Below are 22,168 nucleotides of genomic sequence, written 5' to 3'. Positions count from 1 at the left end.
ACGGAGAAAATCTGAGAAAATCGGAGAGAGGCAAAAGACTTTTGAGGTACAGCAAAAAACAGAAGCATTGGTCAGCTTCACTTTAGTCACGAATGCCTGTCCCCTGTGGCCTTTCCCTTTAAAGGTCTTTTGCCTTTCTCCGGTTTTGTCTTTCCTCAGATGTCCTCAGATTTTCTCCGTGGCCAAGGTTTTGCTTTTGCTTTTTGTTTTATTCGCAGCACACCTGCTGCATCCTCGCCGCGCGGGTCTCGTCCAGGCGCCCGACCGGGGTGGTTACCGGCGCCTCGTGCAACCGCTCCGGGTCCTCCTTGGCCAACTGCGCCGCCTCCAGCATCACCTCGATGAAGGCATCCATGGTCTGCTTGCTCTCGGTCTCGGTCGGCTCGATCATGATGGCCTCCTTGACGTTGAGCGGGAAGTACACGGTCGGCGGATGGAAGCCCCTGTCGATCAGGTATTTGGCGACGTCTATGGCGTGCACGCCGTTTTGCACCTGCCGGCTCGCGGAGAAGACGCATTCGTGCATGCAGGTCTGGTCAAAAGGAAGCTCGTACTCTTCCTTGAGCCTCGCCATGATGTAGTTGGCGTTGAGCACCGCCTGCTCGCTCACCTCGATGAGCCCCTCGCGCCCCAGCATGGTGATGTAGGCGTAGGCCCGCGCCATGATGGCGAAGTTGCCGAAGAAGTCGGAAACCCGCCCGATTCCTTCGGGATGATCCTCCACGGCATAGCTGCCGTCCACCCTGCGCACCACGCGCGGGGTGGGGAGGAAGCGGACCAGGTCGCCCCTCACGCCGATGGGGCCGCTGCCGGGGCCGCCTCCACCGTGCGGGGTGCCGAAGGTCTTGTGCAGGTTGACGTGGATGACGTCGAAGCCTACGTCGCCCGGCCGCACCTTGCCCAGAATGGCATTGAGGTTCGCGCCGTCGTAGTAGGTGAGCGCGCCCCCCTGGTGGGCGATGGCGCAGATCTCGGCGATGTGCGGGTTGAACAGCCCCAGCGTGTTGGGGCAGGTCAGCATCACCGCCGCCACCTCGTCGTTCATCGCCTGCCGGAACAGGTCGAGGTCCATGTCGCCGTAGGGGGCGGTCGGGACGGTGACGATCTCGTACCCCGCCATGGCAGCGCTGGCCGGGTTGGTGCCGTGCGAGGAGTCCGGAACGATGACGTACTTGCGTTTCTCGTCGCCGCGCGCCTTGTGATAGGCGGCGATCACCATGATGCCGGTCATCTCGCCGTGGGCGCCGGCCAAGGGCTGGGTGGTCACCTCTTCCATGCCGGTGATCTCCGCCAACTGGCGTTCCAGCTCGTACACGATGGAGAGCGGCCCCTGCACCAGACTGTCCCCGCCCGGGAGCAGCGCGAGCATGGGATGGCAGGAGGCAAAGAGTCCACCGGCATTCTCGGTGACTTTCGTGTTGTACTTCATGGTGCAGGAACCGAGCGGGTAGAAGTTGGTATCCACCGAGAAGTTCCTGCGGGAAAGGTTGGTGTAGTGCCGTACCAGGTCCAGTTCACCCACCTCGGGCAGGCGCACCGGCTCCTGCCGCCGCACCGCTTCGGGAAGGGACGCGGCCTTGGGAACGTCGCTCAAGGGGACCCTGACGCCGGTGCGTCCGGAGACGGATTTCTCGAAGATCAGCTCCATAACACCTCCTCAAGCAGCGCCGCCAGGCGATCGATCTCGTCCTTGGTCCGCTTCTCGGTCACGGTCACCACCAGCGCCCGCTCCATGCCTGGATAGTACTGTCCCAGTGGCACCCCCGCCGCCATTCCCTTGTCGAGCAGCCGTTGTACCACTTCGGCGGCATCCTTGGGAAGGACCAAGGTGAACTCGTTGAAGGTGGCGCCGCTGTTGAGCAGGTCGACGCCGCGCACGGCAGCGAGCACGGACTTGGCGTACTGCGCCTTGTCGTAATTCAACTGGGCCAGTTCCTCGAATCCCTTGCGACCGAGGGAGGCACAGAAGATGAGGCCGCGCAGGGCGCACAGGCTCTGGTTGCTGCAGATGTTGGAGGTCGCCTTGTGCCTCTTGATGTGCTGTTCGCGCGCCTGCAGGGTGAGCACGAAACCGCGCCGCCCCTGGTGGTCGATGGTCTCGCCGACGATACGCCCGGGCAGGTTCCTGATAAAGCGCTTGCGGGTGGCGATGAAGCCGAAGTAGGGGCCACCGAAGGAGAGGTGGTTGCCCAGGCTCTGCCCCTCGCCCACCGCGATGTCCGCCCCCATCTCGCCGGGACTGGCGACGAGGCCCATGGCGATCGGGTAACAGGAGACGATGAGGAGCGCCTCGTGGTCGTGCGCCTTCTGGGCCAGCTCCCGGAAGTCCTGCACCGAGCCGAAGAAGTTCGGGCTCTGCACGATGACCGCTGCGGTCTCGTCGTCGATGGAGGACATCAGGCGGGCGAGGTCGGAGGCGCAGCCGTCGGGCGCCACGTGTACCGCTTGCGCCGATAGACCGTGCAGGTAGCCGGTGACGATCCCCCGGTGCAGCGGGTTGACCGATCCGTCCAGAATCACCTTGTGCCGGTCGGTGATGCGCAGCGACATCAGCGCCGCCTCGGCCACCGCGGTGCCGCCGTCGTAAAGCGAGGCGTTGGACGCCTCCATTCCGGTCAACCGGCAGATAGTGGTCTGGTACTCGTAAAGCGCCTGGAGCGTCCCCTGCGCGCATTCCGGCTGGTAGGGGGTGTAGGCGGTGTAGAACTCGGCGCGGGAGGCAAGGTGATCGACGGCAGCGGGGATGAAGTGGTCGTAGATGCCCCCGCCGATGAAGGGTGTGATATCGGCGCCGCAGGAGGCCGCCTTCTCCCTCATCAGCCGCAGGAGCTCCAGTTCAGACATGCCGGGCGGGAGGTTAAAGGATTTGGCGCGCAGTTCCGCGGGAATGGGAGCGAAGAGCTCCTCTACGCTGGCCGCGCCGATCGCCGCCAGCATGTCTCGGATGTCATCCGGCGTGTTCGGGCAGTATCCCATGTCACAATCCTTTCAGGTACACGTCATAGGCGGCGGCATCCATCAGCGCGCCAAGTTCGGCTTCGTTGACCCCATCGAGTTTGCAGATCCAGCCCTGCGACTCGGCCCCCTGGTTCACCAGTTCCGGCGCGTCATTCAGCGCCTGGTTCACCTCCGCCACCTTGCCGGAGACCGGCGCGTAGATGTCACTGGCGGCTTTCACCGACTCGATGGCCGCCAGGGCATCGAACTGTTTGACACTCTTGCCGATCTTGGGAAGCTCGACGTAGGTGATGTCCCCGAGTTCGTGGGCCGCGTGCTCGCTGATCCCCACAGTCGCCTGCGCCCCCGCCATCTCGACCCACTCGTGCTCTTTGGTGTAGAACTTTGCCATGGTGCGACCTCCGTTTATTGGATGAAAAACAAAACGAACAGGGATAAAGGGGATAAAAGGGATAACTGCTAGAGACAGGTCTTTATCCCCCGTATCCCTTTTATCCCTGTTAATGATTTCAGCTTCTGAGCGAGCCGCCGGTGTAGAAGGGAAGCTCGACCACCTGCGCTTCCATTTCGACCCGGTCCTGTTTTATGGTGAGCCGGGTGCCGAGCGCCGCCGCCTTTGGTTCGACCAGTCCCAGGCCGATGCCGCAGGAGAGCATGGGGGAGAAGGCACCGCTGGTCACCACTCCGACCTCCGCCCCATCGTGCAGGATCTGGTAGAAGTGACGGGGAGCGCGCCGGGAGTCGACCTTGAAGGCGACCTTCGTCCGCGGCGAGCCCTGCTCTATCTCCCGCTCCAAGGCGGCCTTGCCGACGAACTCCTTGTTCATGTTGACGAAGCCGGGAAGCCCGGCGGTCAGAGGCGTGATAGTCTCGTCCAGGTCGTTGCCGTAGAGGGAGTATCCCATTTCCAGGCGCAGCAGATCGCGGGCGCCCAGCCCCGCCGGCGCGACGCGCGGGTCCTCGAGCAGCAGGCGCCACAACTCTGTCACCTTGTCCGCCGGAAGAAAGATCTCGTAACCGAGTTCCCCGGTGTAGCCGGTCCGGCTGACGATGGCGTCGCTCCCGAGGATGCTGGTCTTGATGAACTTGAAGAAGGGGATGTCCTGGATGGACGGTCCGAAATGCTGCACCATGATCTCGCGGGAGAGCGGACCCTGCAGGTCGACCTTGCCGGTGCGGGCCGAGATGTCGGTGAGGGCGGCGGGGTTCTTCAGTCGTGAGCGTATCACGGCGAAATCGTTGTCGGTGGTGGCGGCATTGACCACGATCATCGCCTCGTCCTCGGCCAGGCGGAAAACGATGAGATCGTCGATGACGCCGCCGGCATCGTTGAGGAGGAATCCGTAGCGCGAGCGCCCGACAGGGATGGAGTTGACCGAGAAGGTGAAGACATCCTCCAGCCCATCGGCGACTACGTCACCCTTGAAGAGGAACTCCCCCATGTGGCAGATGTCGAAAAGGGCGGCCTGTTCCCGGCACCACTTGTGCTCGGCGATGATGCCCGAGTACTGGATCGGCATGAGCCAACCGCCGAAGGGTGCCATCAGTGCCTTCAGGTTCTCGTGGTCGGCACGCAGGGGGGTCGCCTTGAGCTCTTCCATAACTGACTCCTTTCACTCAACCAGAATTAGCATCTATTAAACTAAAAGGATCGTGACACGGCCTCAAAGGCTCTATCTCTTTAACTTCTTGCTAAATGCACCGATATGCATATAATCTAGCCGTTGTTAGGAGAACTCATGGATAAGTCTCAGCTATTAGAAAAGACTGCCGAAAAGCTTTCGCCGTTCGAAACGGCCCACCTGGTAGATTTCGCCCGGCACCTCACCGTGAAAGCCGCGCTCGCCAACCCGTGGATCGTCTGCGGTTTCCTGATCGTCGCCTTCTACGCGGTGGTGGTGCGGTCGAAATTCGTGCTGGCAACCCTCTTCACCACCATTTCATTACTGCTCCTGATTCGCTACACCATGCCGGCTGAAGGCGACTCGCTGAACGTTTCTTCGACCCTTCCCTTCGCCTTCGGCGGTCTCGCCATCGGAGCGTTCCTCATCTATCTGTATTTCATCAAGACGGAGTAGAACTTTTGCGCAGAGTAGGCTTTACCACCACCATCCCGCTGGAAGTACTGGTAGCGGCGGGCGTGGTCCCCATCGATCTCAACAACGTCTTCATCACCCACCCCGAAAAGGCCTCATTGATAGAAGATGCCGAGTTGACCGGCTTCCCCCGCAACGTCTGCGCCTGGATCAAAGGCATCTATGGCGCCGTGGTCGCCAGCGGCGTCAAGGAGATGATCGCCGTCACCGAGGGGGACTGCAGCTACACCAAGGCCCTGATGGAAGTCCTGTCGCTGAACGGGGTGCGGGTCTATCCCTTCGCCTACCCGGCGGGCCGTGAAGCCGGACCGCTCAAGGCGGAGATCGAGAAGCTCATGTCCGTTTTCGGCGTCGGCTGGGCCGAGGTGGGCGAGGCGAAACTGCGCCTGGACCGGATCAGGGCGAAGGTGCACGAGATCGACCGCCTCACCTGGCAGGAGAATCGGGTCACCGGCGAGGAGAACCACTACTTCCAGGTCTGCACCTCCGACATGAACGGCGACCTGGACGCCTTCGAGGCCGAGGTGGACGCGTTTCTCACGCAGGCTGTGCAAAGGCCCGAGCGCAAGGAGCGGATCAGGCTGGCCTACCTGGGCGTCCCCCCCATCGTAGACGGGCTTTACGGTTTCGTCGAGGAAGTAGGTGCCCGTGTCGTCTTCAACGAGACCCAGCGGCAGTTCTCCATGCCGTACGGTATCCAGGACCTCGTGGAGCAGTACCGCGCCTACAGCTACCCCTACGACATCTTCCACCGCATCGGCGACATCAGTCGTGAGCTGGAGAAACGAAAGGTGGACGGGGTGATCCACTATGTGCAATCTTTCTGCTTCAGGCAGATCGAGGATATGGTGCTCAGAAAGAGCATCAAGCTCCCCATTCTGACGCTCGAAGGTGACAAGCCGGGTGATATAGATGCCAGGACGAAGATCAGGCTGGAAGGGTTTCTGGAACTGCTCGAGGAACGTAGCTGAAAATCCCTCGGCTATGCCAAACCCGTGACCAAATATACAATGGCATCGGCAATTGGCAAGCAGCGCCACAAGATAAAACCGCACCGGATGCTTTCTGAAAAGTATCGCAGTGGCAGGCAATGACAGGAGAAGAGATTCAGGTGTCAGACACTTTGAAAATAGGGATCGACCTGGGGAGCAGGAAGGCCAAGTTCGCACTGATGCGCGGTGACGAGATCGTCAGGCTGGCGGACCTCGACACCATCGCGTTCTACAAGAAGTACGGCAGCATCGTCAACGACGAGCTGTCGCTCGACCTCTTGGGGAGCGGCATCTTCAGCGCCGAGGAACTGGCCCAGGCTCAGATCACGGTGACCGGCTACGGTCGCAACAGCATCAACCTGCACGGCGCCCGCGTCATCTCGGAGATCAAGGCCCACGTCGCCGGCGCGCGCACCCAGACCGGGCTTGCCAACTTCACCCTGCTGGACATGGGGGGGCAGGACACCAAGGTGGCCCAGGTGGTGGCGGGGCGGCTCACCGACTTCGTCATGAACGACAAGTGCGCCGCCTCCAGCGGGCGCTACCTGGAGAACATGGCGGCGGTCCTCGAGGTGAGCCTGGACGAGCTCTCCTCCCACTCGGAGGAACCGGTGGCGCTGGATGCCACCTGCGGCATCTTCGGCGAAAGCGAGTTGATCGGTCAGATCCTGCGCGGCTATCCGGTTGCCAGGCTCTGCGCCGGCGTCAACCTGACTTTGGTGAAGCGGGTGATGCCGATGCTGAAGCGTTTTCCCTCCGACACCCTGGTCATCACCGGCGGGGTCGCCCTCAATAGCGCCATGGTGGAGCTGTTGAAGGGGCAGTGCGGCATGGAGATCGTGATACCGAAGCACCCGCAGCACAACGGCGCCATCGGCTGCGCGGCAAACCCTTAAAACCAATTTGCAACGCAAAGACGCAAAGGCGCAAAGACAGCACGAAAAACAAAAAATCCTTTTGTTTTGACTTTCAAGCTTTCTTTGCGGCTTTGCGGCTTTGCGTTACATGGTTAAAGCCTCAACGCAAAGACGCGGAGCCGCAAAGGCGCAAGGAAAAGCAGGAACGTTTTACAGACACAAAGGCTTTTGCAGGTCCCCGTTTGCTTCTTTCCCTTTGCGTCTTGGCGCCTTGGCGGCTTTGCGTTAAAAGCTCTTCTAACAATTTCGCTTGAATTTTCCCGGCGGCCCGTTTAACCTCGCCGCTTAGATTTGATCCCCGGAGGGCACATGCGTATCGGCAAGAAAGACTGGATCTTCATCGGCATCATCGCTGCCGTTTTCATCATCTTCTACGTCATTTCCGGCGAGGAAAAGACCAAGCGCGTCCCCCTGGACGACACGCATAAGCCTTCCTACGAGCTGTTCAAGAAGACCGGCAGCAAGATGGAGGCTGACAAGGGCTGCCCCACCTGCCACAACACCGCACCGGGCGGCGTCCCCTTCCCTGCCAAACACCCCGTGAAACCCAAGGACGGGCCGATGCGCTGCCTGTTCTGCCACAAGCTCAAACTCGCCGGAGTGTAATGTCCACGCTGAACCTGACCGGGGAGCTGGAGCGGCTGATCTACGATATCACCCTCCGCTCCCCGGAATTGCACCACATCATCCCCGAAAAGCTGCTGGTCTGCGTCTCCAGCGGCAGGGACAGCCGCGGCGGCAGCCTCGCCAAGATCCACCCGCTGCGCTTTGCCGGCGGCGAGCGGTCGGTCAAGTCCCGGCGCGGCAGGCGCAGCGTCCTGTGCACCATGCCCAGCATCACCCACCGCGGCGAGGAGATGCTCTACGTCATCTACTTCCTGGTCCCCCGCTTCCTGGAACTCTCCTTCCGCGAGAAGCTGATCACCATCTTCCACGAGCTGTACCACATCTCGCCTGCCTGCGACGGCGACATCCGCCGCTTCCCCGGCCGCAACTACGCCCACGGCTCCTCCACCATGGCCTACAACCTGTTGATGGGACAACTGGTGGACCGCTACCTGGCAGAGATCCCGGACCGATCCGCACTGGATTTCCTGGAGGGAAACCTGGCCGCTCTGCGCTCGCGGCACAGCGCCATCGTGGCCCGCCGCCTGCAGGCTCCCCGCATCAGCATCACGCCGGCTTAATGACAAGCCGATTCTTGACTTTTCACTGACAAAACTATAACTTGGCAGGCATCCACAGATCCGCAGACCCCAAAGGGGGCACAACGTCATGCTGAAACTGGACTACACCGTCACCCGCAAATTCGAGGAACTCGCCGAGAAGGCCAAAAAGGTGAGCTCTTCGCAACTGATCAACGACATCGCCGCGACCGTAGACTCGAAACTGTTCCAGGACTGGGCCAACTCTGCGCTGAGCCTTCTGCAGCAGATCTTCGGCGAGGAAAGCGCCTACTACCGCAACTTCCAATCCATCTACGCCAAGATCATCAACATCACCTACAAGGAAAACTTCGACAACTGCCGCGCCATCGTGCAGTCGGCCCGCGAGGAGTACGAAGCGGGAGGCCTCACCGAAGTCCGCCTGTTCCTGGACCATGCCGTGCTGGAGTACCTGGGCGGCAGGACGTCGGAGTTTTTAAAGCGTGGCGACAACCACACCGCCTGCATCCTGGCCTCGGTGCTGCTGGAGCAGGTGCTGATGCTGATCTGCGGCAACAAGGGGATTGCAACGGGCAGCACCGACGAGATGAACGAGGCGCTCTACCAGGCGAAGGCATACCAGGTGGGGACCTACCAGCGGATCAAGGACTGGTGCTACATGAAGGCGGATTTCCTGGCCGGGCAAGGAGAGCGTTATCGCACCGCCGACGTGGACGAGATGCTGCGCGGCGTACAGCGCTTCATCGCGAAAGAGATAGGTTAGAGGAAGACCAACTCTCCTCCCCCTGGAGGGGGGAGGACGGGAGGGGGGATTGTTTGAACGAGCCGCCTGCTCCCCCTCCCTAGCCCTCCCCCTCCGGGGGAGGGGAGCGGACTGAGATAGCGTCGAGACAGCACAAGAAAAAGGGGAAGCCATACGGCCTCCCCTTTTTGGTTTAGCGGTCCCCGATAGCAGCCGCTTGGTGTTCTTAATCTCAATCTTTATCTTGATCTACTTCGTCACCACGCAGTCGATGATGGCGTTGATCCTGCGGTTCTTGGCGCGCCCTTCAGCGGTGCTGTTGTAAGCGACGCGCCTGGTATAGCCGTACCCCTTGGCGGTCAGGCGGCTCTTCTCGATGCCGAAGTTCTCGACCAGGTAGCGTACCGCGCTTTCGGCGCGCTCGCGGGAGAGCTTCATGTTGTACTCGTAGCCGCCGACGTTGTCGGTGTGCCCCTCGATGATCGCGGTGGTGGTCGGGTACTTCTTCATGTAGTCGGCTACCTTGGCCAGTTCATCCTTGTACTGCGGCTTGATGTCCGACTTGCCGGTGTCGAATTCCACCACCAGGGCCATGCACAGGCGCTCGGGAGGCTTGACCTCCTTCACGTCGAAGGCACAGTCGATGATCGCCTCGATGCGGCGGTTGGCCTGGCGCCCCTCGTCGGTGGCGTTGGACGCTATCGGCCGCGTCAGACCGTAACCGCGGGCCTCGAGACGGGAGCGGTCGATGCCGCAGTTGGCGACCATGTAGTCGACGACGGCCTGCGCGCGGCGTTTGGAGAGGTCGAGGTTGTACTCGGCGGTCCCCACGCTGTCGGTATGCCCCTCGATGACTGCGGTGGTGGTGGGATACTGCTTCATGAATTCGCAAACCGGAGTGATCTGCTCCTTGTCTTCCTGGCGGATGGCGGCCTTGTCGATGTCGAATTCACCGTGCAGGGTGACGCAGTACTTGTAATGACCAGGCGTCGGCTCAGCCGCGGGGACGCCCTCCAGGGGCGGCTCCTCGGCGGGCTGTGCCACCGGGGGCGCCGGCTTGGCCACGGCAGCGGGGGCTTCCTTCACGCCGCCGAACACGAAATCGACCCCGAGGGTGTACTCGAGGTTGTGGAACGACTCGCCGTCTTCGCGGAGGATGAGGTGCCGCAGGTCGCCCCTGAGCGCCATAGTGTCGGTGATGAAATACTTGACCCCCGCCCCGTAATTGAAGGCCGAACGGCTGGTCTCGAAGGGACCGGCGGCTTCACGGGACTGCCCGCCGTAGCCGGCTGCGACGTAGGGAACCAACTGGCGGTCCGGCATGAAGTGGTACAGCATGTCGAGATGGTAATTGTACGCGTCGACGTCACCAATGTTGCTGTGGCTCTTCCCTTCGGTGGGAATGTAGTCGAAGACCGCCTCCAGGCCGAAGTGGCGCGTGACGTTGTAGCCGGCGCGCAGGCCAAAGGCTGGAGCGGTTTCCAGGTGCTCCTTGCCGATGAAGCTGTAGCCGCCTACAAAGGGTGAGAGGGAGAAACTTTGTGCCTTGATCTCAGCGTGGGCCTGCGGGAGCAGCGTGAACAACAATGCGGGAACCAGAACAAGCGACAGCAGGTACTTTTTCATCTGACACCTCCTATGTTGTTTAGGCTTCACTGTGATGAATGCATTGGGGAACTCCGGGCAACGGCCCGGTTATACTGATGCAACGGAAGGCGAGGGTGAGACAGAGCGGGCTCTTCTTGCGAGTAGTTGCTCGCGCCACATGAATATTGTGGCTGCCCGAAAAAAACACATCGCCAAGGCTACCACTCATTTACCGCGGCGCAAGAAACTGATGTCGTGAAAACAGACATAAGGGAAATTTAAAAGGCGCCCCCCGCCAGGCTGGGAGCGCCTTTTCCTGTTGCTGCTCAGCTTGATTCTATTCGCAGCTGAAGTTGGACTCGATGCGGCGGTTTTGCTGTTTCCCGGCAGCGGTCTTGTTGCTGGCAACCGGTTTGGTGGGACCATAGCCGACCGCCTTGATACGATCGGGGGCCACATCGAAGTTCTTGATCAGGTAGTTGCGCACACTCTCGGCGCGACGCTGGGACAGTTTCATGTTGGCCGCCTTGGTGCCGACGTTGTCGGTGTGACCTTCGATGGTCCCTTTTGCCTGGGGGAACTCCTTGAGGAACGCGCCCACGGCCTTGAGCTCATCGTGGTACTGCGGCTTGATGTCCGACTTGTTGGTGTCGAACTTGATGTTGATCACCGCCGGCTTGCACAGCTTGGCCGGTTCGGCAACCGGGACCACGACCGGCGGAGGCGGCGGCGGTGCCACGACGGGTGCCGGTGCGGGAGCAGGCGGCGGGGCCACGACGTCGACCTTGGCCAGACTCTTCGCCGTTCCGCCGGCGCCGTTGCAGACGAGGGTGTAGTCGGCGCTTTGGGCGGGGGTGACCGACATGGAACCGGAAGTCGGCACCGGGCCGATACCCGGCTCGATCGCGCACGAGGTCGCGTTGCTGGAAGTCCAGGTCAAGGTGACCCTATCTCCCTTGGTCACCGAGGCAGGTGTGATGGTCAACTGGTCGGTCGGGAGCGCGGGGGGCGGCGGCACAACCACCGGTGCGGGCACCGGTTCCGGCTTGGGAGCGGGGGCTGCCACGGCGACGGGCGCTTCCTTGACGCCGCCGAAGATGAAGTCCATCCCGACGGTGTACTCGAGGTTGTGGACCCTCTCGCCGTCTCCCATCGGCATCAGGTGCCGCACATCGCCCCGAATGGCGAGAGCGTCCTTCAGGAAGTACTTGGCGCCCAGGCCATAGTTGAAGGTGGAGTGATCGGTGTCGGCGCCGCTGGGATATTTCCTCGACTGCCCGCCAAAGCCCATGGCGAGGTACGGCACCAACTGGGATTCCGGCATCAGGTGGAAAAGGGCGTCGAGATGGTAGTTGTACACGTCCACGCCATCCCCGATGCCGCTGTTTTTCTTCCCTTCCGTGTTGACGTAGTCGAAGACGGCTTCCAGCCCGAAGTGCCTGCTGAGGTTGTAGCCGGCGCGCAGACCGTACACCGGCATGGTCTCGAGACGGTCCTTGCCGATGAAGGTGTACCCGCCGATGTAGGGTGACAGGGAGAAGCTCTCCGCCTTTACCTCGGCACGGGCTGCGGTGTGGACGCCCAGCAGCAAGGCCGGAGCGAGAAGAAACAGCACTTTCTTGTTCATCTGATTACCTCCTGTGTTATTTCAGGATTCACTCCTGGTCGGATGTGCAGTTGGGGCAGCGGTTCGCCTTCATCGGTATCATGGTGCAGCAGCGCGGGCATTCCTTGGTGGTCACCGGGGGGGGAGGCGCCGGCATCAGCCTGTTGATCTGGCGCACCACGAGAAAGAGGGCAAAGGCGATGATGATGAAATCGAAGACGGCGTTGAGGAAGAGACCGTAGGCGATGACCGGCACGCCGGCCGCCTTGGCCTCGGCCACGGAACGAACCGGCGTGGCGGAGAGGTTGATGAACAGGGAGGCGAAATCGATGTTGCCGAGCAGTTTTCCGATGGGCGGGGTTATGATGTCGGCGACAAAAGACGTGACGATCTTGCCGAAGGCGGCCCCGAGCACGACGGCGATGGCGAGATCGAGCACATTACCTTTCACGGCGAACTTCTTGAATTCTTCAAGCATTTCAGCGTTCCCTCCTTCCAATTAAGATCATGTCCAGACAATACACATTAAGACACTACCACCCTCCCCCCCCGTGCGCAACAAAACGCCTTCGTTTTTTACGGGCGGCGATAATGGTGCAGCGGGGGGTGCGGGATGGTTCGCTGCTCCCGTTGTTTAAGGCGCAGAATGGCAGATGCCCCGGCGTCTAGGGGGCGGAGTGGAGATGCTGTGGAAGGGGAAGAAGGGGAACGGGGTTAGCCACCGGCTAACCTGGAGAGCTTCAACTGCAGGAACAGGGGATACCCTTCGCCTTGTCGAAGGCCTCCTTTCCCTCCTTGAAGCAGAACCAGCCGATGCCGAGACCGCCGGCGGCATCGAGCCAGCCGATGCCGGTGAGATAATAACCGGCGCTGGAGACGAGCAGGATGACGGAAAGGTAGAGACATACCCTGGTGCAGGCGGCATCGGCCAGGATGGCTTGGGAGCCGAGGGCCGTCCCCACCTTGACCTTCTGCCGTATCAACAGCCACATGGACAGGATGGAGATGCAGGAAACCACCATGCCCCAGAAGGTGGTGGTGGGTGCATGGCGGTGCAAGGCGTCGTAGACGGCGGTGAGCAGGAGGCCCGCGGCAAGGAGGTAGAAGCCGCCGCCGGTGATCCTGAGCGCCACGCGCTCGAACTCGTCAGGAGCCTGCTCCGGGTTCTCCTGCTGGCGGCGCACCATGTGCCAGATCCCCGCTCCCGAGATGACCTCGACGAAGGAGTCCAGGCCGAAGCCGAAGAGAGCCAGGGACTCGTCCTCGAAGCCGAACCAGGCGGAAACCACCCCTTCCAGGATGTTGTACAGGATGGTGATCAGCGCCAGAAGCGCCGCAGTGCGGTAGAGCTTGTCGAGTTCCCGGGTCATGAGGGTCCTTTGGTCAGGAGTTGACACATTGCAAGTTTTGAATATATCGTGCAGTCGCCGTGAAAGTCAACGCCCGCACCACCGCCCATTTCACTTTTGTGGAAGCGGCAATGTCATCCAGCGCAAGTAATCGTTTCTGCGAGACTCTGAAAATGGCGTCATCAGTACCTCGGAAAAATGAAAGATTCGGGACAAGACGCTGCAGAAATATTATTGACACTGAAAAACCGCTATGCTATACACGTAATCTCTTCGCGGCACAGGGCGAAGAAAACCAGTATTCCCGAGTAGATCAGTCGGTAGATCAGCGGACTGTTAATCCGTGTGTCGTAGGTTCGAGTCCTACCTCGGGAGCCAAAATTTTCAAGGGTCACAGCGCAAGCTGCGACCCTTTTTTCGTTTCCCCCTTCCATTATCCTGCCTGCTTTCTCGACTCAGAGAGAATCTGACAACTTCTTACTGCGACAGATGTTCACCTGCCAGTACGTGTTATAGTAATACCCTTGCTTTCGGTTCCCTCTAAGAGAGTGACAGCCATGAGAATACTGATTGCCATCGACGACACGGATAATTCTGTCAGCAGAGGCACGGGCGAACTGGCCTCGGATGAAGAGAACGACTGGAGCGGACTAAGCAGGCAAGGCAAAAGGTAGTAATGAATGGGGACTGTTTGAGCGACACCCCCCATTCATTTTTTTCAGGGGACCATCGAGGGTTATTGCGAAGGAGGATGATTGCCGACCGAAAAGATGATAGGATACCCCGATTGCAATGACTCCTCCGGGGGAAACCTCCATGACCAACCTAGAGCGGATAACACAACTTCTGCTGTCCAATCGCCTTCCCGAAGCTGAAGCAGCGGCCCGCGATGCTATCAGGTCGGAAGCATCGGCCGAGATGCACAACCTCCTTGGCAACATCCTCAACGCGCAGTTTCGCCTGAACGAAGCCAAAACCTGTTACCAGGAAGCGCTGAGGCTTGATCCTGACTTTTTCAAGGCATGGAACAACATCGGCAACATCCTCAATCACGAGGGGATGGTGGACGATGCCATAGCGCATTACCGGAAGGCGCTGGAGTTGAATCCCCACCTCCCGGCGGTGCACTCCAACCTGCTCCTCTCCATGTACTATTCGGCATCGGAATCGTTGCAAACGATTTTCTCGGAGACGCAACGCTGGTATCGCCAGCAGTGCGACGGCATCGAGCCCACCAAGGCCGAGGGCGTCGATCTGCGCCCTGAAAAGCGTCTCACGGTGGGGTACGTCTCCGGGGACCTGTGGCCACACCCGGTCGGTTACTTCCTGCAAGCCATCCTGGAAAACCATGACCGGCAAGGCTTTCGCGTCATCTGCTACGCGACGGCGAACCGCCCGGACAACTGGCTGACACAGATCCTGCAAAAACACGTGGAGTGGCGACAGGTGGAAGGATGGGACGACGACGCCTTGCATGCTGCCATAAAAAAGGATGGAGTGGATATCCTGGTGGATCTCTCCGGCCACACCGCCATGAACAGGCTCCGGGTTTTTGCCCGGCGTGCGGCTCCGGTGCAGGTCTCCTGGCTTGGCTTCCACGGAACCACCGGCGTACCGGCCATGGATTACCACCTCACCGACGCCTGGACCGTCCCTGCCGGGGAGGAGAAATGGTACACGGAAGAAGTGATCCGCCTCGAGGGATCGCGTTTTTGTTACGCCCCCCCGAGGTATGCACCAAAATCCGCCCGTGCCAGGGGCGAAGACAATACCGTTGTCTTTGGTTCTTTCAACAACTTGGCGAAGATCACGCCCATGGTCGCTTCCACGTGGAGCCGGATTCTGAAAGAGGTGAAGGGATCGAAACTCTTGTTGAAATGGCATACCCTGGCATCCCCGGAAGTCCGGGAAAAGATTGTTACCCTCTTTGGCAGCCATGACATTACTCCTGAACAGCTCATCCTGCGTCCCGGCTCATCCCATGCGGACATGCTCAGGGAGTACGGCGACATCGACATTGCACTCGACCCGTTTCCCTACTCCGGTGGCCTGACGAGCTGTGAAGCCTTGTATTCAGGGGTCCCGGTGGTGACACTGTCGGGCGACCGGCCGGTGGGGAGACAAACCGCCGCGTTCCTGCACTTGCTGGAACTGGAGCAACTGATCGCCTCAGACCATGACGATTATGTCGACAAAGCCGCGGCCCTGGCTCGCAACAGTGAGGAAAGAAAGACCATCAGCTCAATGCTTCCCTTCTGGGCCTCCAGCAGCATCTGCGACGGCCGGGCCTTTACCCTGCGGCTTGAGAGCACGTACCGGGAACTCTGGAGCAGGTTTTGCCGCAAATGAAAGATCAGCAAGTCAGGTAAGATAATGGTGGGGGGTGTCAGGTGACATCCCCCATCTTGTTTTTCATCCCCCCCCCCGCAATCACCCCCTCCCATGCTTATTTCCAGTTGCCTCTTGACATTCCCCACATTGTGACTTAAAGTCAAACTTGACCATCGGTCACAAACAACAGGAGAACAGCGATGACGACCGTCATGGAAAAGGAGACGTCCCCATCCCAGCGCCCATCCGGACGCAGGGCGAAAAGGAGCGAGGAGACCAGGGAACGGATCTTTCGCGCCGCGCTCAGCCTCTTCGCGGAAAGGGGCATCAACGCCACCACCATAGAGGCGATCACCGCCGCCGCGGACGTGGGCAAGGGAACCTTCTTCAACTATTTCGACAACAAGGAAAGCGTCCTGCTGGAATACCGTGAGCTGCAAATGGCGCGGGTCGCGGAGTTCGTGGCTGCCAACCGGGATTCGGACCGCCCGCTCGCGCCGCTTTTATTGCAACTGGCACTGACGCTGGCCATGGAGCAGGAAAAGAGCCCCGGGCTGATCCAGAGCCTGATGACCGCGGTGTTCGCCAACGAGACGGTCCAGAAACGGATGGCGGAGGCGATGGAAGGAAACATCCGGCAACTGGCCACTGTCATGGCGCGACGTCAGCAGTCCGGGGAGATACGCAGCGACCTCGACGCCTTCAGCATCGCACAATCGTTCCAGCGCATCATTTTCGGCACCATGATCACCTGGTCCCTCAACCCGGTCGATCCCCTGGAGGAGAACCTGAAGAGGAGCATCCAGGTATTCGTCGACGGGGCCCGCTCCAAGTAGCAGCAGGCGACAAAGGACACGCCATGATCGCAAAGACCTTGAAACTGTTGATCGTATCCCTACTGCTGGCCCTGGCGGGGAGGCAGGCTTTGGCCCAGGATGCCCCACCGCTCGCGCTGTCGCTGGACCAGGCCATCACCCGCGGACTGGAGACCAACCTGAACGCCGTACTGGCGAGATCCCGAATGGACGAGGCGGAAGGAACACGGGAACGAAGACTTGCCGGCTACCTCCCGCACCTGCGCATCGAGACGCCCTTCGCATGGCAGACCCGCAACCTGCGCGCCCAGGGGATCAGCCTCCCCCACTCCCCTGCCGTGGTGGGTCCCTTCACCAGCTACGACTTCCGCATCTACGGCGAACAGAGCATCCTCGACCTGCAGACTTACCACGCCATCAAGGCGGCCGAGCAGGAGAAGAAGGCGCGGCTCGCCGACTACCACGACGCGCGTGGTGAGGTGATCCGGCTGGTCACGGTGCAGTACCTGAACGCGGCTTACGCCGAGGCACGGGTCGCGACGGCGCGCAGCCGGGTGCAGACCTCGGAGGTGCTGGAGAAGCTGGCCCGGGACCAGCGTGCCGCCGGCGTTGCCGACGGCCTGGACGTACTGCGTGCCCAGGTGCAGCTCGCCAACGACCGCCAGAACCTCATGGTGACCGGGAACAACGCGCAGCTCGCCCTGCTCGCCTTGGCCCGCAGCGTCGGCATCGACCTCGGCACCCCCATCACCCTCACCGACCAGCTCTCCTTCAAGCCCCTGGAGCCGCCACAGATCGAGCAGGGAATCCAGGCCGCACTGGAACGCCGCCCCGATTACCGCTCGCTCTTTGCCCAGCGCGCCTCACTGGAGGAGCAGGTCAAGGCGTCCCGCTCGCGCTACCTCCCGAAGATCGTGGTGAGCGGCAACTACGGCACCAGCGGCCAGGAGATGAGTAACCTCGACCCGAGCGGCATGCTCCAGGTCAACATGGTGCTGAACCTGTTCGACTACGACCGCAAGGGTGAGCGACTGGAGCTGGAGAGCCGCCTCGAGCGCAACCAGCGCCAGATCGCAGACCTGAAGCTCGGGGTGGAGCAGGACATCCGTGCGGCGCTGTTGAACCTGACGTCGGCCACCGACCAGGTGGCCACGGCGCGGGAAGGGGCGCAGCTTGCCGAACGGGAACTGCAGTACGCCGGCGACCGCTTCAGAAACGGCATCGCCAACAACATCGAAGTGGTCACGGCGCAGGACGCACTGGCACGGGCCCGCGACAACGAACTGAACGCGCTGGCACAGCACGCCGAGGCGAAGATAGCGCTCGCCCGCGCCCTGGGCGACACGGAAAAGGTGTACCGGCTCTTCCTGGGCATCGAATAACTGCGAGGTCACGTAGCCATGAAAAGAAAACTGATCCCGATCCTGCTGCTGGTCGCCGTGCTGGTCGGCGCCGGATACTTCTTCACCCATCGCGCCAAGAACGACGCAGACGCCACCGCCATCACCCTCTCGGGCAACATCGAGGCGCACGAGAGCGTGGTCGGCTTCAAGGTGCCCGGGCGGCTGACGGAACTTCCCATCGAGGAAGGGGAGCTGGTCAAGGCGGGCGACGTCCTGGCCAGGCTGGACCAGGGGGACTACCGGCAGCAGGTGCAGATCGACGAAGCGGCGGTCGGCGCGCGCCAGGCCGAGCTCGGCCTCGCCACGGCGGGGAGCCGTCCACAGGAGAAGAAGGCGGCGCAGCAGTCGGTAGTGGACGCCCAGGCGGACTACGAGCTGAAAAAGCACGACCTGCAACGCTACCAGGCCCTCTACGAGAAGGACGAGGTCTCGGCCCAGGTGCGCGACACGGCCGCCGCGGCGCTGAAGCGAAGCCAGGCGGGCCTGGAGCGGGCCAGGCAGAACTACGACCAGGTGCTGGAGGGGGTTCGCAAGGAGCAGGTGGACATCAACCGCGCCACGGTCCGCTCGGCGCGCCAGGCGCTGGAACTCTCCAAGATCAAGCTTTCCTACACCACCCTCCAGTCTCCCATCACCGGCGTGGTGCTGGTGCGCCAGGCCGAACTGGGCGAAGTACTCACCGCCGGGACGCCGGTGGCGACCATTGCGGACCTGGACCATCTCTGGATGCGCGGCTACCTGAGCGAGACCGACCTGGGCCGGGTCAAGCTGGGCCAGGTCGCCACCATCAAGACCGACACCTACCCGGGCAAGAGCTACCGGGGGCGGGTCTCCTTCATCTCCTCCCAGGCGGAGTTCACCCCGAAGTCGGTGGAGACCCACAAGGAGCGGGTGACCCTGGTGTACCGCATCAAGATCGAGTTGGAAAACCCCGGGCACGAGCTGAAGCCGGGGATGCCGGCGGATGCGACCCTCGCCGTGGCGCCGGCCAGGTGACATGAGCGGACAAGAGAACGCCATAGAGCTCAACGGGCTCACCAAGTCCTTTCCCGGCGTGCGCGCGGTGGACGGCCTGAGCTTCGCCGTCCGTCGCGGCGAGATCTTCGGGCTGGTCGGCCCGGACGGCGCCGGCAAGACCACCACCATGCGCATGCTCGCCGGCGTCCTCGCCCCGGATGCGGGGAGCGCCACCGTCGCCGGCTTCGATCTTACCCGCGACGCCGAGCCGGCCAAGCACCGCATCAGCTACATGCCGCAGCGCTTCGGGCTCTACGAGGAGCTGACCGTGGACGAGAACATCCGCTTCTACGCGGACCTCTTCGGGGTGCCGCGCCGCGAGCGGGAGGAGCGCTCCGCCGAACTGCTCAAGGCGGCCGGGATGGCCGAGTTCCGCTCGCGCCTGGCCGGCAAGCTCTCCGGCGGCATGAAGCAGAAGCTCGGGCTCGTTTGCGCGCTGGTCCACACCCCGGAGGTGATCCTCCTGGACGAGCCGACCAACGGCGTGGACCCGGTGTCGCGGCGCGACTTCTGGCGCATCCTCTACACCCTGTTGGACCAGGGGGTGACCATCCTCACCACCACGGCCTACCTGGACGAGGCGGAACGCTGCCACCGCGTGGCCCTTTTGCACGAAGGGCGCATGCTCTTTTGCGACACCCCTGCCAACCTGAAGGCGTCCCTTCCCGGCGCCGTCCTCTCCATCGTCTGCGTCGATCCGCGCCCGGTCCGGGACCTGTTGGCCGGCGTCGAGGGGATCTCCAGCGCGATGATCGTCGGGGACGGCCTGCACCTGGTGGTGCGCGAACCCCAGCGCATGATCCCGGAACTGCGCAGCCGGATCGCCGCGGCTGGGCTTGCCTGCGACGCCATAGAGCAGGTGGCGCCATCCATCGAGGACCTGTTCGTGGAGGCGGTACAGGGTGGTCAGGGCCAGGAGCGCAAGGGCGACCAGGTGGGCCAGGACCGCCAAAAGGAAAAGGGCGGTCACGGCGACCAAGGGGGCAACCGATGAACGGCGCGCCCCCGGCAGTCGTGGTGCGAGACCTGGTGAAGCGCTTCGGCGACTTCGTGGCGGTGGACAACATCTCCCTGGAGGCGCGTCCCGGCGAGATCTTCGGTTTCCTGGGGCCCAACGGCGCCGGCAAGTCCACCACCATCAGGATGCTCTGCGGCCTGTTGCTGCCGACGTCCGGGCAGGCGCTGGTGGCCGGGTTGGACGTGGCGCGTGAACCGGAGCGGGTGCGCCAGAACATCGGCTACATGTCGCAGAAGTTCTCCCTGTACAACGACCTGAAGGTGATCGAAAACCTGCGCTTTTTCGCCGGGATGTACAGCGTCCCCGCCGCCGACCTTAAAGAGCGCATCGACTGGGCCATCGACATGGCCGGGCTTGCCGGCCGGGAACAGCTCCTGACCGGCACCCTTGCCGCGGGTTGGAAGCAGCGCCTGGCCCTGGGCTGCGCCGTCCTGCACCGCCCCCCCATCGTCTTTCTGGACGAGCCCACATCGGGGGTGGATCCCATCTCCAGGCGGCTCTTCTGGGAGTTGATCCACCGCATGGCCGACGACGGGGTGACCGTCTTTGTAACCACCCACTACATGGACGAGGCGGAGTACTGCAACCGCCTGGTGCTGATCGACCGCGGCAGGATCGTCGCCTCCGGGTCGCCCCTGGAGTTGAAAGAAAAGAGCATGGCGGGGGATCTCCTGCTGCTCGAATGCGACCAGGTGGGGAAGGCCCTGGAGGAGCTGCAGGGGGCGCCCGGCGTCACCGACGCCGCCATCTTCGGTAACGCGCTGCACCTGGTGGTAGCTTCTGCGCAGAGCGCCATCCCGCAGGTACAGGAGTTTCTGGCCACGCGCGGCATCACGGTCAGCCACATCGAAAAGATCCGCCCCTCCCTGGAGGACGTATTCGTGTCGCTGACCAGCTTGAACAGGGACCGGGATGAAGGGGACAAAGGCGAAGCGAACAGGGATCAAGGGGATAAAAGGGATAAAGGCGGCACCAAGGATAAAGGCGATCCAACGGGGACGGCCGTAACCGACGAGAAGAAGGGGCAACCATGAACTGGAACCGGCTCTGCGCCATGGCGCGCAAGGAAATGATCCAGATCCGGCGCGACGCCCGCAGCATCGGCATCGTCATCGCCATGCCCATCGTGATGATGTTCGCCTTCGGCTACGGTGTGAGCTTCGACACCAAGCACATCCCGGTCTACGTCTACGACCAGGAGAAGAGCCAGCAAAGCCAGGACTTCGTGAAACGCTTCCAGGCCTCGGTCTACTTCAACGTGGTCAGGACGGTGCAGAGCTACCCGGAACTGGTGCGGGCCATCGACAGGGGGGATTGCCAGATCGGCCTCGTGGTTCCTCCCGATTTTTCCAGCAAGCTCCTCTCCGGACAGAAGGTGAGCGTGCAGGCGATCTTCGACGGCACCGACAGCAACAGCGCGAGCCTGGGGATGAGCTACACCGAGGCCGTGGCGCAGGCGCACTCACAGCAACTCCAGCTGGCATGGCTGCGGGGACGCGGGCAGGGGCAGCCACGCCTGCCGGTAAGCGTCGACGCCCGCACCTGGTTCAACGAGAACCTCGAGAGCATGGTCACCATCGTCCCCGGCGTGGTGGCCATGGTCATGGCGGTGGTGGGGACCTTCCTCACCTCGCTCACCGTGGCGCGCGAGTGGGAGCGCGGCACCATGGAACAGCTCATTTCGACGCCGGTGACGCCGCTGGAGATCATGCTGGGCAAACTCGCGCCCTACGTGGTGATCGGCCTGGCCGACACCAGCCTCTGCGCGGTGATGGGGGTGTGGTGGTTCGGCGTCCCCTTCCGGGGGCACATCTGGGTCTTTCTGCTGAGTACCCTGCTCTTCCTGATCGTGGTGTTGTCGCTGGGGTACTTCTTCTCCGTGGTGGCGAAGACACAGCTGGCCGCCAGCCAGGTCTCGCTGATCGCCACCTTCCTCCCAGCGTTCCTGCTCTCGGGATTCATGTACCCGATCGACCAGATGCCGGCGGTGGTGCGCGGCATCACCCACGTCGTGCCGGCCCGCTACTACATGGCCATCCTGCGCAACGTGTTCCTGAAGGGATCGCCGGCGCTGACCATGTGGCAGGATTTCGCGGGACTGGCCATCTTCGCCACCGTGCTCGGGCTGGCGGCAACGCGGGTCTTCCGCAAAAAGCTCACCTGAGGGGGAA

General features: G+C 61.9%; 21 protein-coding genes and 1 tRNA gene. 14 read left to right on the top strand and 8 right to left on the bottom strand.

The window, feature by feature from the left end:
* Nucleotides 1-208: 208 nt before the first annotated feature.
* From gcvPB to gcvT, 4 genes are all read right to left on the bottom strand, one after another.
* Nucleotides 209-1,648, bottom strand: a complete 1,440-nt coding sequence (gcvPB, locus tag JFN91_RS02640) for an aminomethyl-transferring glycine dehydrogenase subunit GcvPB (protein ID WP_199387652.1) — start codon at nt 1,646-1,648, stop codon at nt 209-211.
* Complete coding sequence (gene gcvPA, locus JFN91_RS02635; protein WP_199387651.1) at nt 1,639-2,976, bottom strand: aminomethyl-transferring glycine dehydrogenase subunit GcvPA; 1,338 nt, start codon at nt 2,974-2,976, stop codon at nt 1,639-1,641. Before gcvPA ends, gcvPB begins: the two co-directional genes overlap by 10 nt.
* Nucleotide 2,977: 1 nt before the next feature.
* Nucleotides 2,978-3,349 (bottom strand): glycine cleavage system protein GcvH, encoded by a 372-nt coding sequence (gene gcvH, locus JFN91_RS02630; RefSeq protein ID WP_199387650.1) that lies wholly within the window; start codon nt 3,347-3,349, stop codon nt 2,978-2,980.
* 118 nt (nt 3,350-3,467) lie between these two features.
* The gene (gene gcvT, locus JFN91_RS02625) at nt 3,468-4,559 is read right to left on the bottom strand and encodes a glycine cleavage system aminomethyltransferase GcvT (RefSeq protein WP_199387649.1); all 1,092 of its coding nucleotides are present in this window, start codon (nt 4,557-4,559) and stop codon (nt 3,468-3,470) included.
* A 138-nt stretch (nt 4,560-4,697) separates the two neighbouring features.
* Between gcvT and JFN91_RS02620 the strand changes: the two genes are divergently transcribed.
* The 6 genes from JFN91_RS02620 (at nt 4,698) to JFN91_RS02595 (ending at nt 8,892) form a co-directional block, all read left to right on the top strand.
* Nucleotides 4,698-5,036 carry a hypothetical protein gene (locus JFN91_RS02620; protein WP_199387648.1) on the top strand — a complete coding sequence of 113 codons (339 nt, stop codon included), beginning with the start codon at nt 4,698-4,700 and terminating at the stop codon, nt 5,034-5,036.
* A gap of 5 nt (nt 5,037-5,041) precedes the next feature.
* Nucleotides 5,042-6,025: a 2-hydroxyacyl-CoA dehydratase family protein gene (locus JFN91_RS02615; RefSeq protein ID WP_199387647.1), complete on the top strand. Its 984-nt coding sequence runs from the start codon at nt 5,042-5,044 to the stop codon at nt 6,023-6,025.
* Nucleotides 6,026-6,165: 140 nt separating this feature from the next.
* A complete protein-coding gene (locus JFN91_RS02610; RefSeq protein ID WP_199387646.1) occupies nt 6,166-6,942 on the top strand; it encodes an acyl-CoA dehydratase activase in 777 nt (258 codons plus the stop codon).
* A 330-nt stretch (nt 6,943-7,272) separates the two neighbouring features.
* Nucleotides 7,273-7,569 (top strand): cytochrome C, encoded by a 297-nt coding sequence (locus JFN91_RS02605; RefSeq protein ID WP_199387645.1) that lies wholly within the window; start codon nt 7,273-7,275, stop codon nt 7,567-7,569.
* Nucleotides 7,569-8,150: a putative metallopeptidase gene (locus JFN91_RS02600; protein WP_199387644.1), complete on the top strand. Its 582-nt coding sequence runs from the start codon at nt 7,569-7,571 to the stop codon at nt 8,148-8,150. The genes JFN91_RS02605 and JFN91_RS02600 overlap by 1 nt, the downstream gene beginning before the upstream one ends.
* Before the next feature lie 88 nt (nt 8,151-8,238).
* A complete protein-coding gene (locus JFN91_RS02595; RefSeq protein ID WP_199387643.1) occupies nt 8,239-8,892 on the top strand; it encodes a hypothetical protein in 654 nt (217 codons plus the stop codon).
* Nucleotides 8,893-9,120: 228 nt separating this feature from the next.
* On the opposite strand, the gene JFN91_RS02590 is transcribed toward JFN91_RS02595, so the two are convergent.
* The 4 genes from JFN91_RS02590 to JFN91_RS02575 all read right to left on the bottom strand — a co-directional run bounded on the left by JFN91_RS02590 (nt 9,121) and on the right by JFN91_RS02575 (nt 13,434).
* Nucleotides 9,121-10,497, bottom strand: coding sequence for an OmpA family protein (locus JFN91_RS02590; protein ID WP_199387642.1), 1,377 nt, complete (start codon nt 10,495-10,497; stop codon nt 9,121-9,123).
* A gap of 298 nt (nt 10,498-10,795) precedes the next feature.
* Nucleotides 10,796-12,085: an OmpA family protein gene (locus JFN91_RS02585; RefSeq protein ID WP_199387641.1), complete on the bottom strand. Its 1,290-nt coding sequence runs from the start codon at nt 12,083-12,085 to the stop codon at nt 10,796-10,798.
* Between the two features lie 28 nt (nt 12,086-12,113).
* The gene (mscL, locus tag JFN91_RS02580) at nt 12,114-12,542 is read right to left on the bottom strand and encodes a large conductance mechanosensitive channel protein MscL (protein ID WP_199387640.1); all 429 of its coding nucleotides are present in this window, start codon (nt 12,540-12,542) and stop codon (nt 12,114-12,116) included.
* A 262-nt stretch (nt 12,543-12,804) separates the two neighbouring features.
* Nucleotides 12,805-13,434: a cation transporter gene (locus tag JFN91_RS02575; protein WP_199387639.1), complete on the bottom strand. Its 630-nt coding sequence runs from the start codon at nt 13,432-13,434 to the stop codon at nt 12,805-12,807.
* A 281-nt stretch (nt 13,435-13,715) separates the two neighbouring features.
* On the opposite strand from JFN91_RS02575, the gene JFN91_RS02570 reads away from it, so the two are divergent.
* The 8 genes from JFN91_RS02570 (at nt 13,716) to JFN91_RS02535 (ending at nt 22,161) form a co-directional block, all read left to right on the top strand.
* Nucleotides 13,716-13,791, top strand: a tRNA-Asn gene (locus JFN91_RS02570).
* A 438-nt stretch (nt 13,792-14,229) separates the two neighbouring features.
* Nucleotides 14,230-15,762, top strand: coding sequence for an O-linked N-acetylglucosamine transferase, SPINDLY family protein (locus tag JFN91_RS02565; RefSeq protein ID WP_199387638.1), 1,533 nt, complete (start codon nt 14,230-14,232; stop codon nt 15,760-15,762).
* A 182-nt stretch (nt 15,763-15,944) separates the two neighbouring features.
* Nucleotides 15,945-16,580: a TetR/AcrR family transcriptional regulator gene (locus JFN91_RS02560; protein ID WP_199387637.1), complete on the top strand. Its 636-nt coding sequence runs from the start codon at nt 15,945-15,947 to the stop codon at nt 16,578-16,580.
* Nucleotides 16,581-16,603: 23 nt separating this feature from the next.
* Nucleotides 16,604-17,941, top strand: coding sequence for a TolC family protein (locus tag JFN91_RS02555; protein WP_199387636.1), 1,338 nt, complete (start codon nt 16,604-16,606; stop codon nt 17,939-17,941).
* An 18-nt stretch (nt 17,942-17,959) separates the two neighbouring features.
* A complete protein-coding gene (locus tag JFN91_RS02550; protein WP_199387635.1) occupies nt 17,960-18,958 on the top strand; it encodes an HlyD family secretion protein in 999 nt (332 codons plus the stop codon).
* 1 nt (nt 18,959) lies between these two features.
* A complete protein-coding gene (locus tag JFN91_RS02545) occupies nt 18,960-19,973 on the top strand; it encodes an ABC transporter ATP-binding protein (RefSeq protein WP_236014877.1) in 1,014 nt (337 codons plus the stop codon).
* A complete protein-coding gene (locus JFN91_RS02540) occupies nt 19,970-21,031 on the top strand; it encodes an ABC transporter ATP-binding protein (protein WP_199387634.1) in 1,062 nt (353 codons plus the stop codon). Before JFN91_RS02545 ends, JFN91_RS02540 begins: the two co-directional genes overlap by 4 nt.
* The gene (locus JFN91_RS02535; RefSeq protein WP_199387633.1) at nt 21,028-22,161 is read left to right on the top strand and encodes an ABC transporter permease; all 1,134 of its coding nucleotides are present in this window, start codon (nt 21,028-21,030) and stop codon (nt 22,159-22,161) included. The genes JFN91_RS02540 and JFN91_RS02535 overlap by 4 nt, the downstream gene beginning before the upstream one ends.
* The last annotated feature ends 7 nt before the right edge of the window (nt 22,162-22,168 follow it).

The sequence above is a fragment of the Geomonas anaerohicana genome (assembly GCF_016458305.1).
Taxonomy (GTDB): Bacteria; Desulfobacterota; Desulfuromonadia; order Geobacterales; family Geobacteraceae; genus Geomonas; species Geomonas anaerohicana.
This window is presented reverse-complemented; position numbering and strand designations above follow the sequence as displayed.

What these genes read in the sequence shown, in the direction of transcription:
- JFN91_RS02595 (WP_199387643.1), top strand. Translation starts at nt 8,239, where the DNA reads ATGCTGAAACTGGACTACACCGTCACCCGCAAATTCGAGGAACTCGCC.
- JFN91_RS02550 (WP_199387635.1), top strand. Translation starts at nt 17,960, where the DNA reads ATGAAAAGAAAACTGATCCCGATCCTGCTGCTGGTCGCCGTGCTGGTC.
- JFN91_RS02620 (WP_199387648.1), top strand. Translation starts at nt 4,698, where the DNA reads ATGGATAAGTCTCAGCTATTAGAAAAGACTGCCGAAAAGCTTTCGCCG.
- JFN91_RS02575 (WP_199387639.1), bottom strand. Translation starts at nt 13,434, where the DNA reads ATGACCCGGGAACTCGACAAGCTCTACCGCACTGCGGCGCTTCTGGCG.
- gcvPA (WP_199387651.1), bottom strand. Translation starts at nt 2,976, where the DNA reads ATGGGATACTGCCCGAACACGCCGGATGACATCCGAGACATGCTGGCG.
- mscL (WP_199387640.1), bottom strand. Translation starts at nt 12,542, where the DNA reads ATGCTTGAAGAATTCAAGAAGTTCGCCGTGAAAGGTAATGTGCTCGAT.
- JFN91_RS02605 (WP_199387645.1), top strand. Translation starts at nt 7,273, where the DNA reads ATGCGTATCGGCAAGAAAGACTGGATCTTCATCGGCATCATCGCTGCC.
- JFN91_RS02555 (WP_199387636.1), top strand. Translation starts at nt 16,604, where the DNA reads ATGATCGCAAAGACCTTGAAACTGTTGATCGTATCCCTACTGCTGGCC.
- JFN91_RS02540 (WP_199387634.1), top strand. Translation starts at nt 19,970, where the DNA reads ATGAACGGCGCGCCCCCGGCAGTCGTGGTGCGAGACCTGGTGAAGCGC.
- gcvPB (WP_199387652.1), bottom strand. Translation starts at nt 1,648, where the DNA reads ATGGAGCTGATCTTCGAGAAATCCGTCTCCGGACGCACCGGCGTCAGG.
- JFN91_RS02585 (WP_199387641.1), bottom strand. Translation starts at nt 12,085, where the DNA reads ATGAACAAGAAAGTGCTGTTTCTTCTCGCTCCGGCCTTGCTGCTGGGC.
- JFN91_RS02590 (WP_199387642.1), bottom strand. Translation starts at nt 10,497, where the DNA reads ATGAAAAAGTACCTGCTGTCGCTTGTTCTGGTTCCCGCATTGTTGTTC.
- JFN91_RS02535 (WP_199387633.1), top strand. Translation starts at nt 21,028, where the DNA reads ATGAACTGGAACCGGCTCTGCGCCATGGCGCGCAAGGAAATGATCCAG.
- JFN91_RS02565 (WP_199387638.1), top strand. Translation starts at nt 14,230, where the DNA reads ATGACCAACCTAGAGCGGATAACACAACTTCTGCTGTCCAATCGCCTT.
- JFN91_RS02600 (WP_199387644.1), top strand. Translation starts at nt 7,569, where the DNA reads ATGTCCACGCTGAACCTGACCGGGGAGCTGGAGCGGCTGATCTACGAT.
- JFN91_RS02545 (WP_236014877.1), top strand. Translation starts at nt 18,960, where the DNA reads ATGAGCGGACAAGAGAACGCCATAGAGCTCAACGGGCTCACCAAGTCC.
- gcvH (WP_199387650.1), bottom strand. Translation starts at nt 3,349, where the DNA reads ATGGCAAAGTTCTACACCAAAGAGCACGAGTGGGTCGAGATGGCGGGG.
- gcvT (WP_199387649.1), bottom strand. Translation starts at nt 4,559, where the DNA reads ATGGAAGAGCTCAAGGCGACCCCCCTGCGTGCCGACCACGAGAACCTG.
- JFN91_RS02560 (WP_199387637.1), top strand. Translation starts at nt 15,945, where the DNA reads ATGACGACCGTCATGGAAAAGGAGACGTCCCCATCCCAGCGCCCATCC.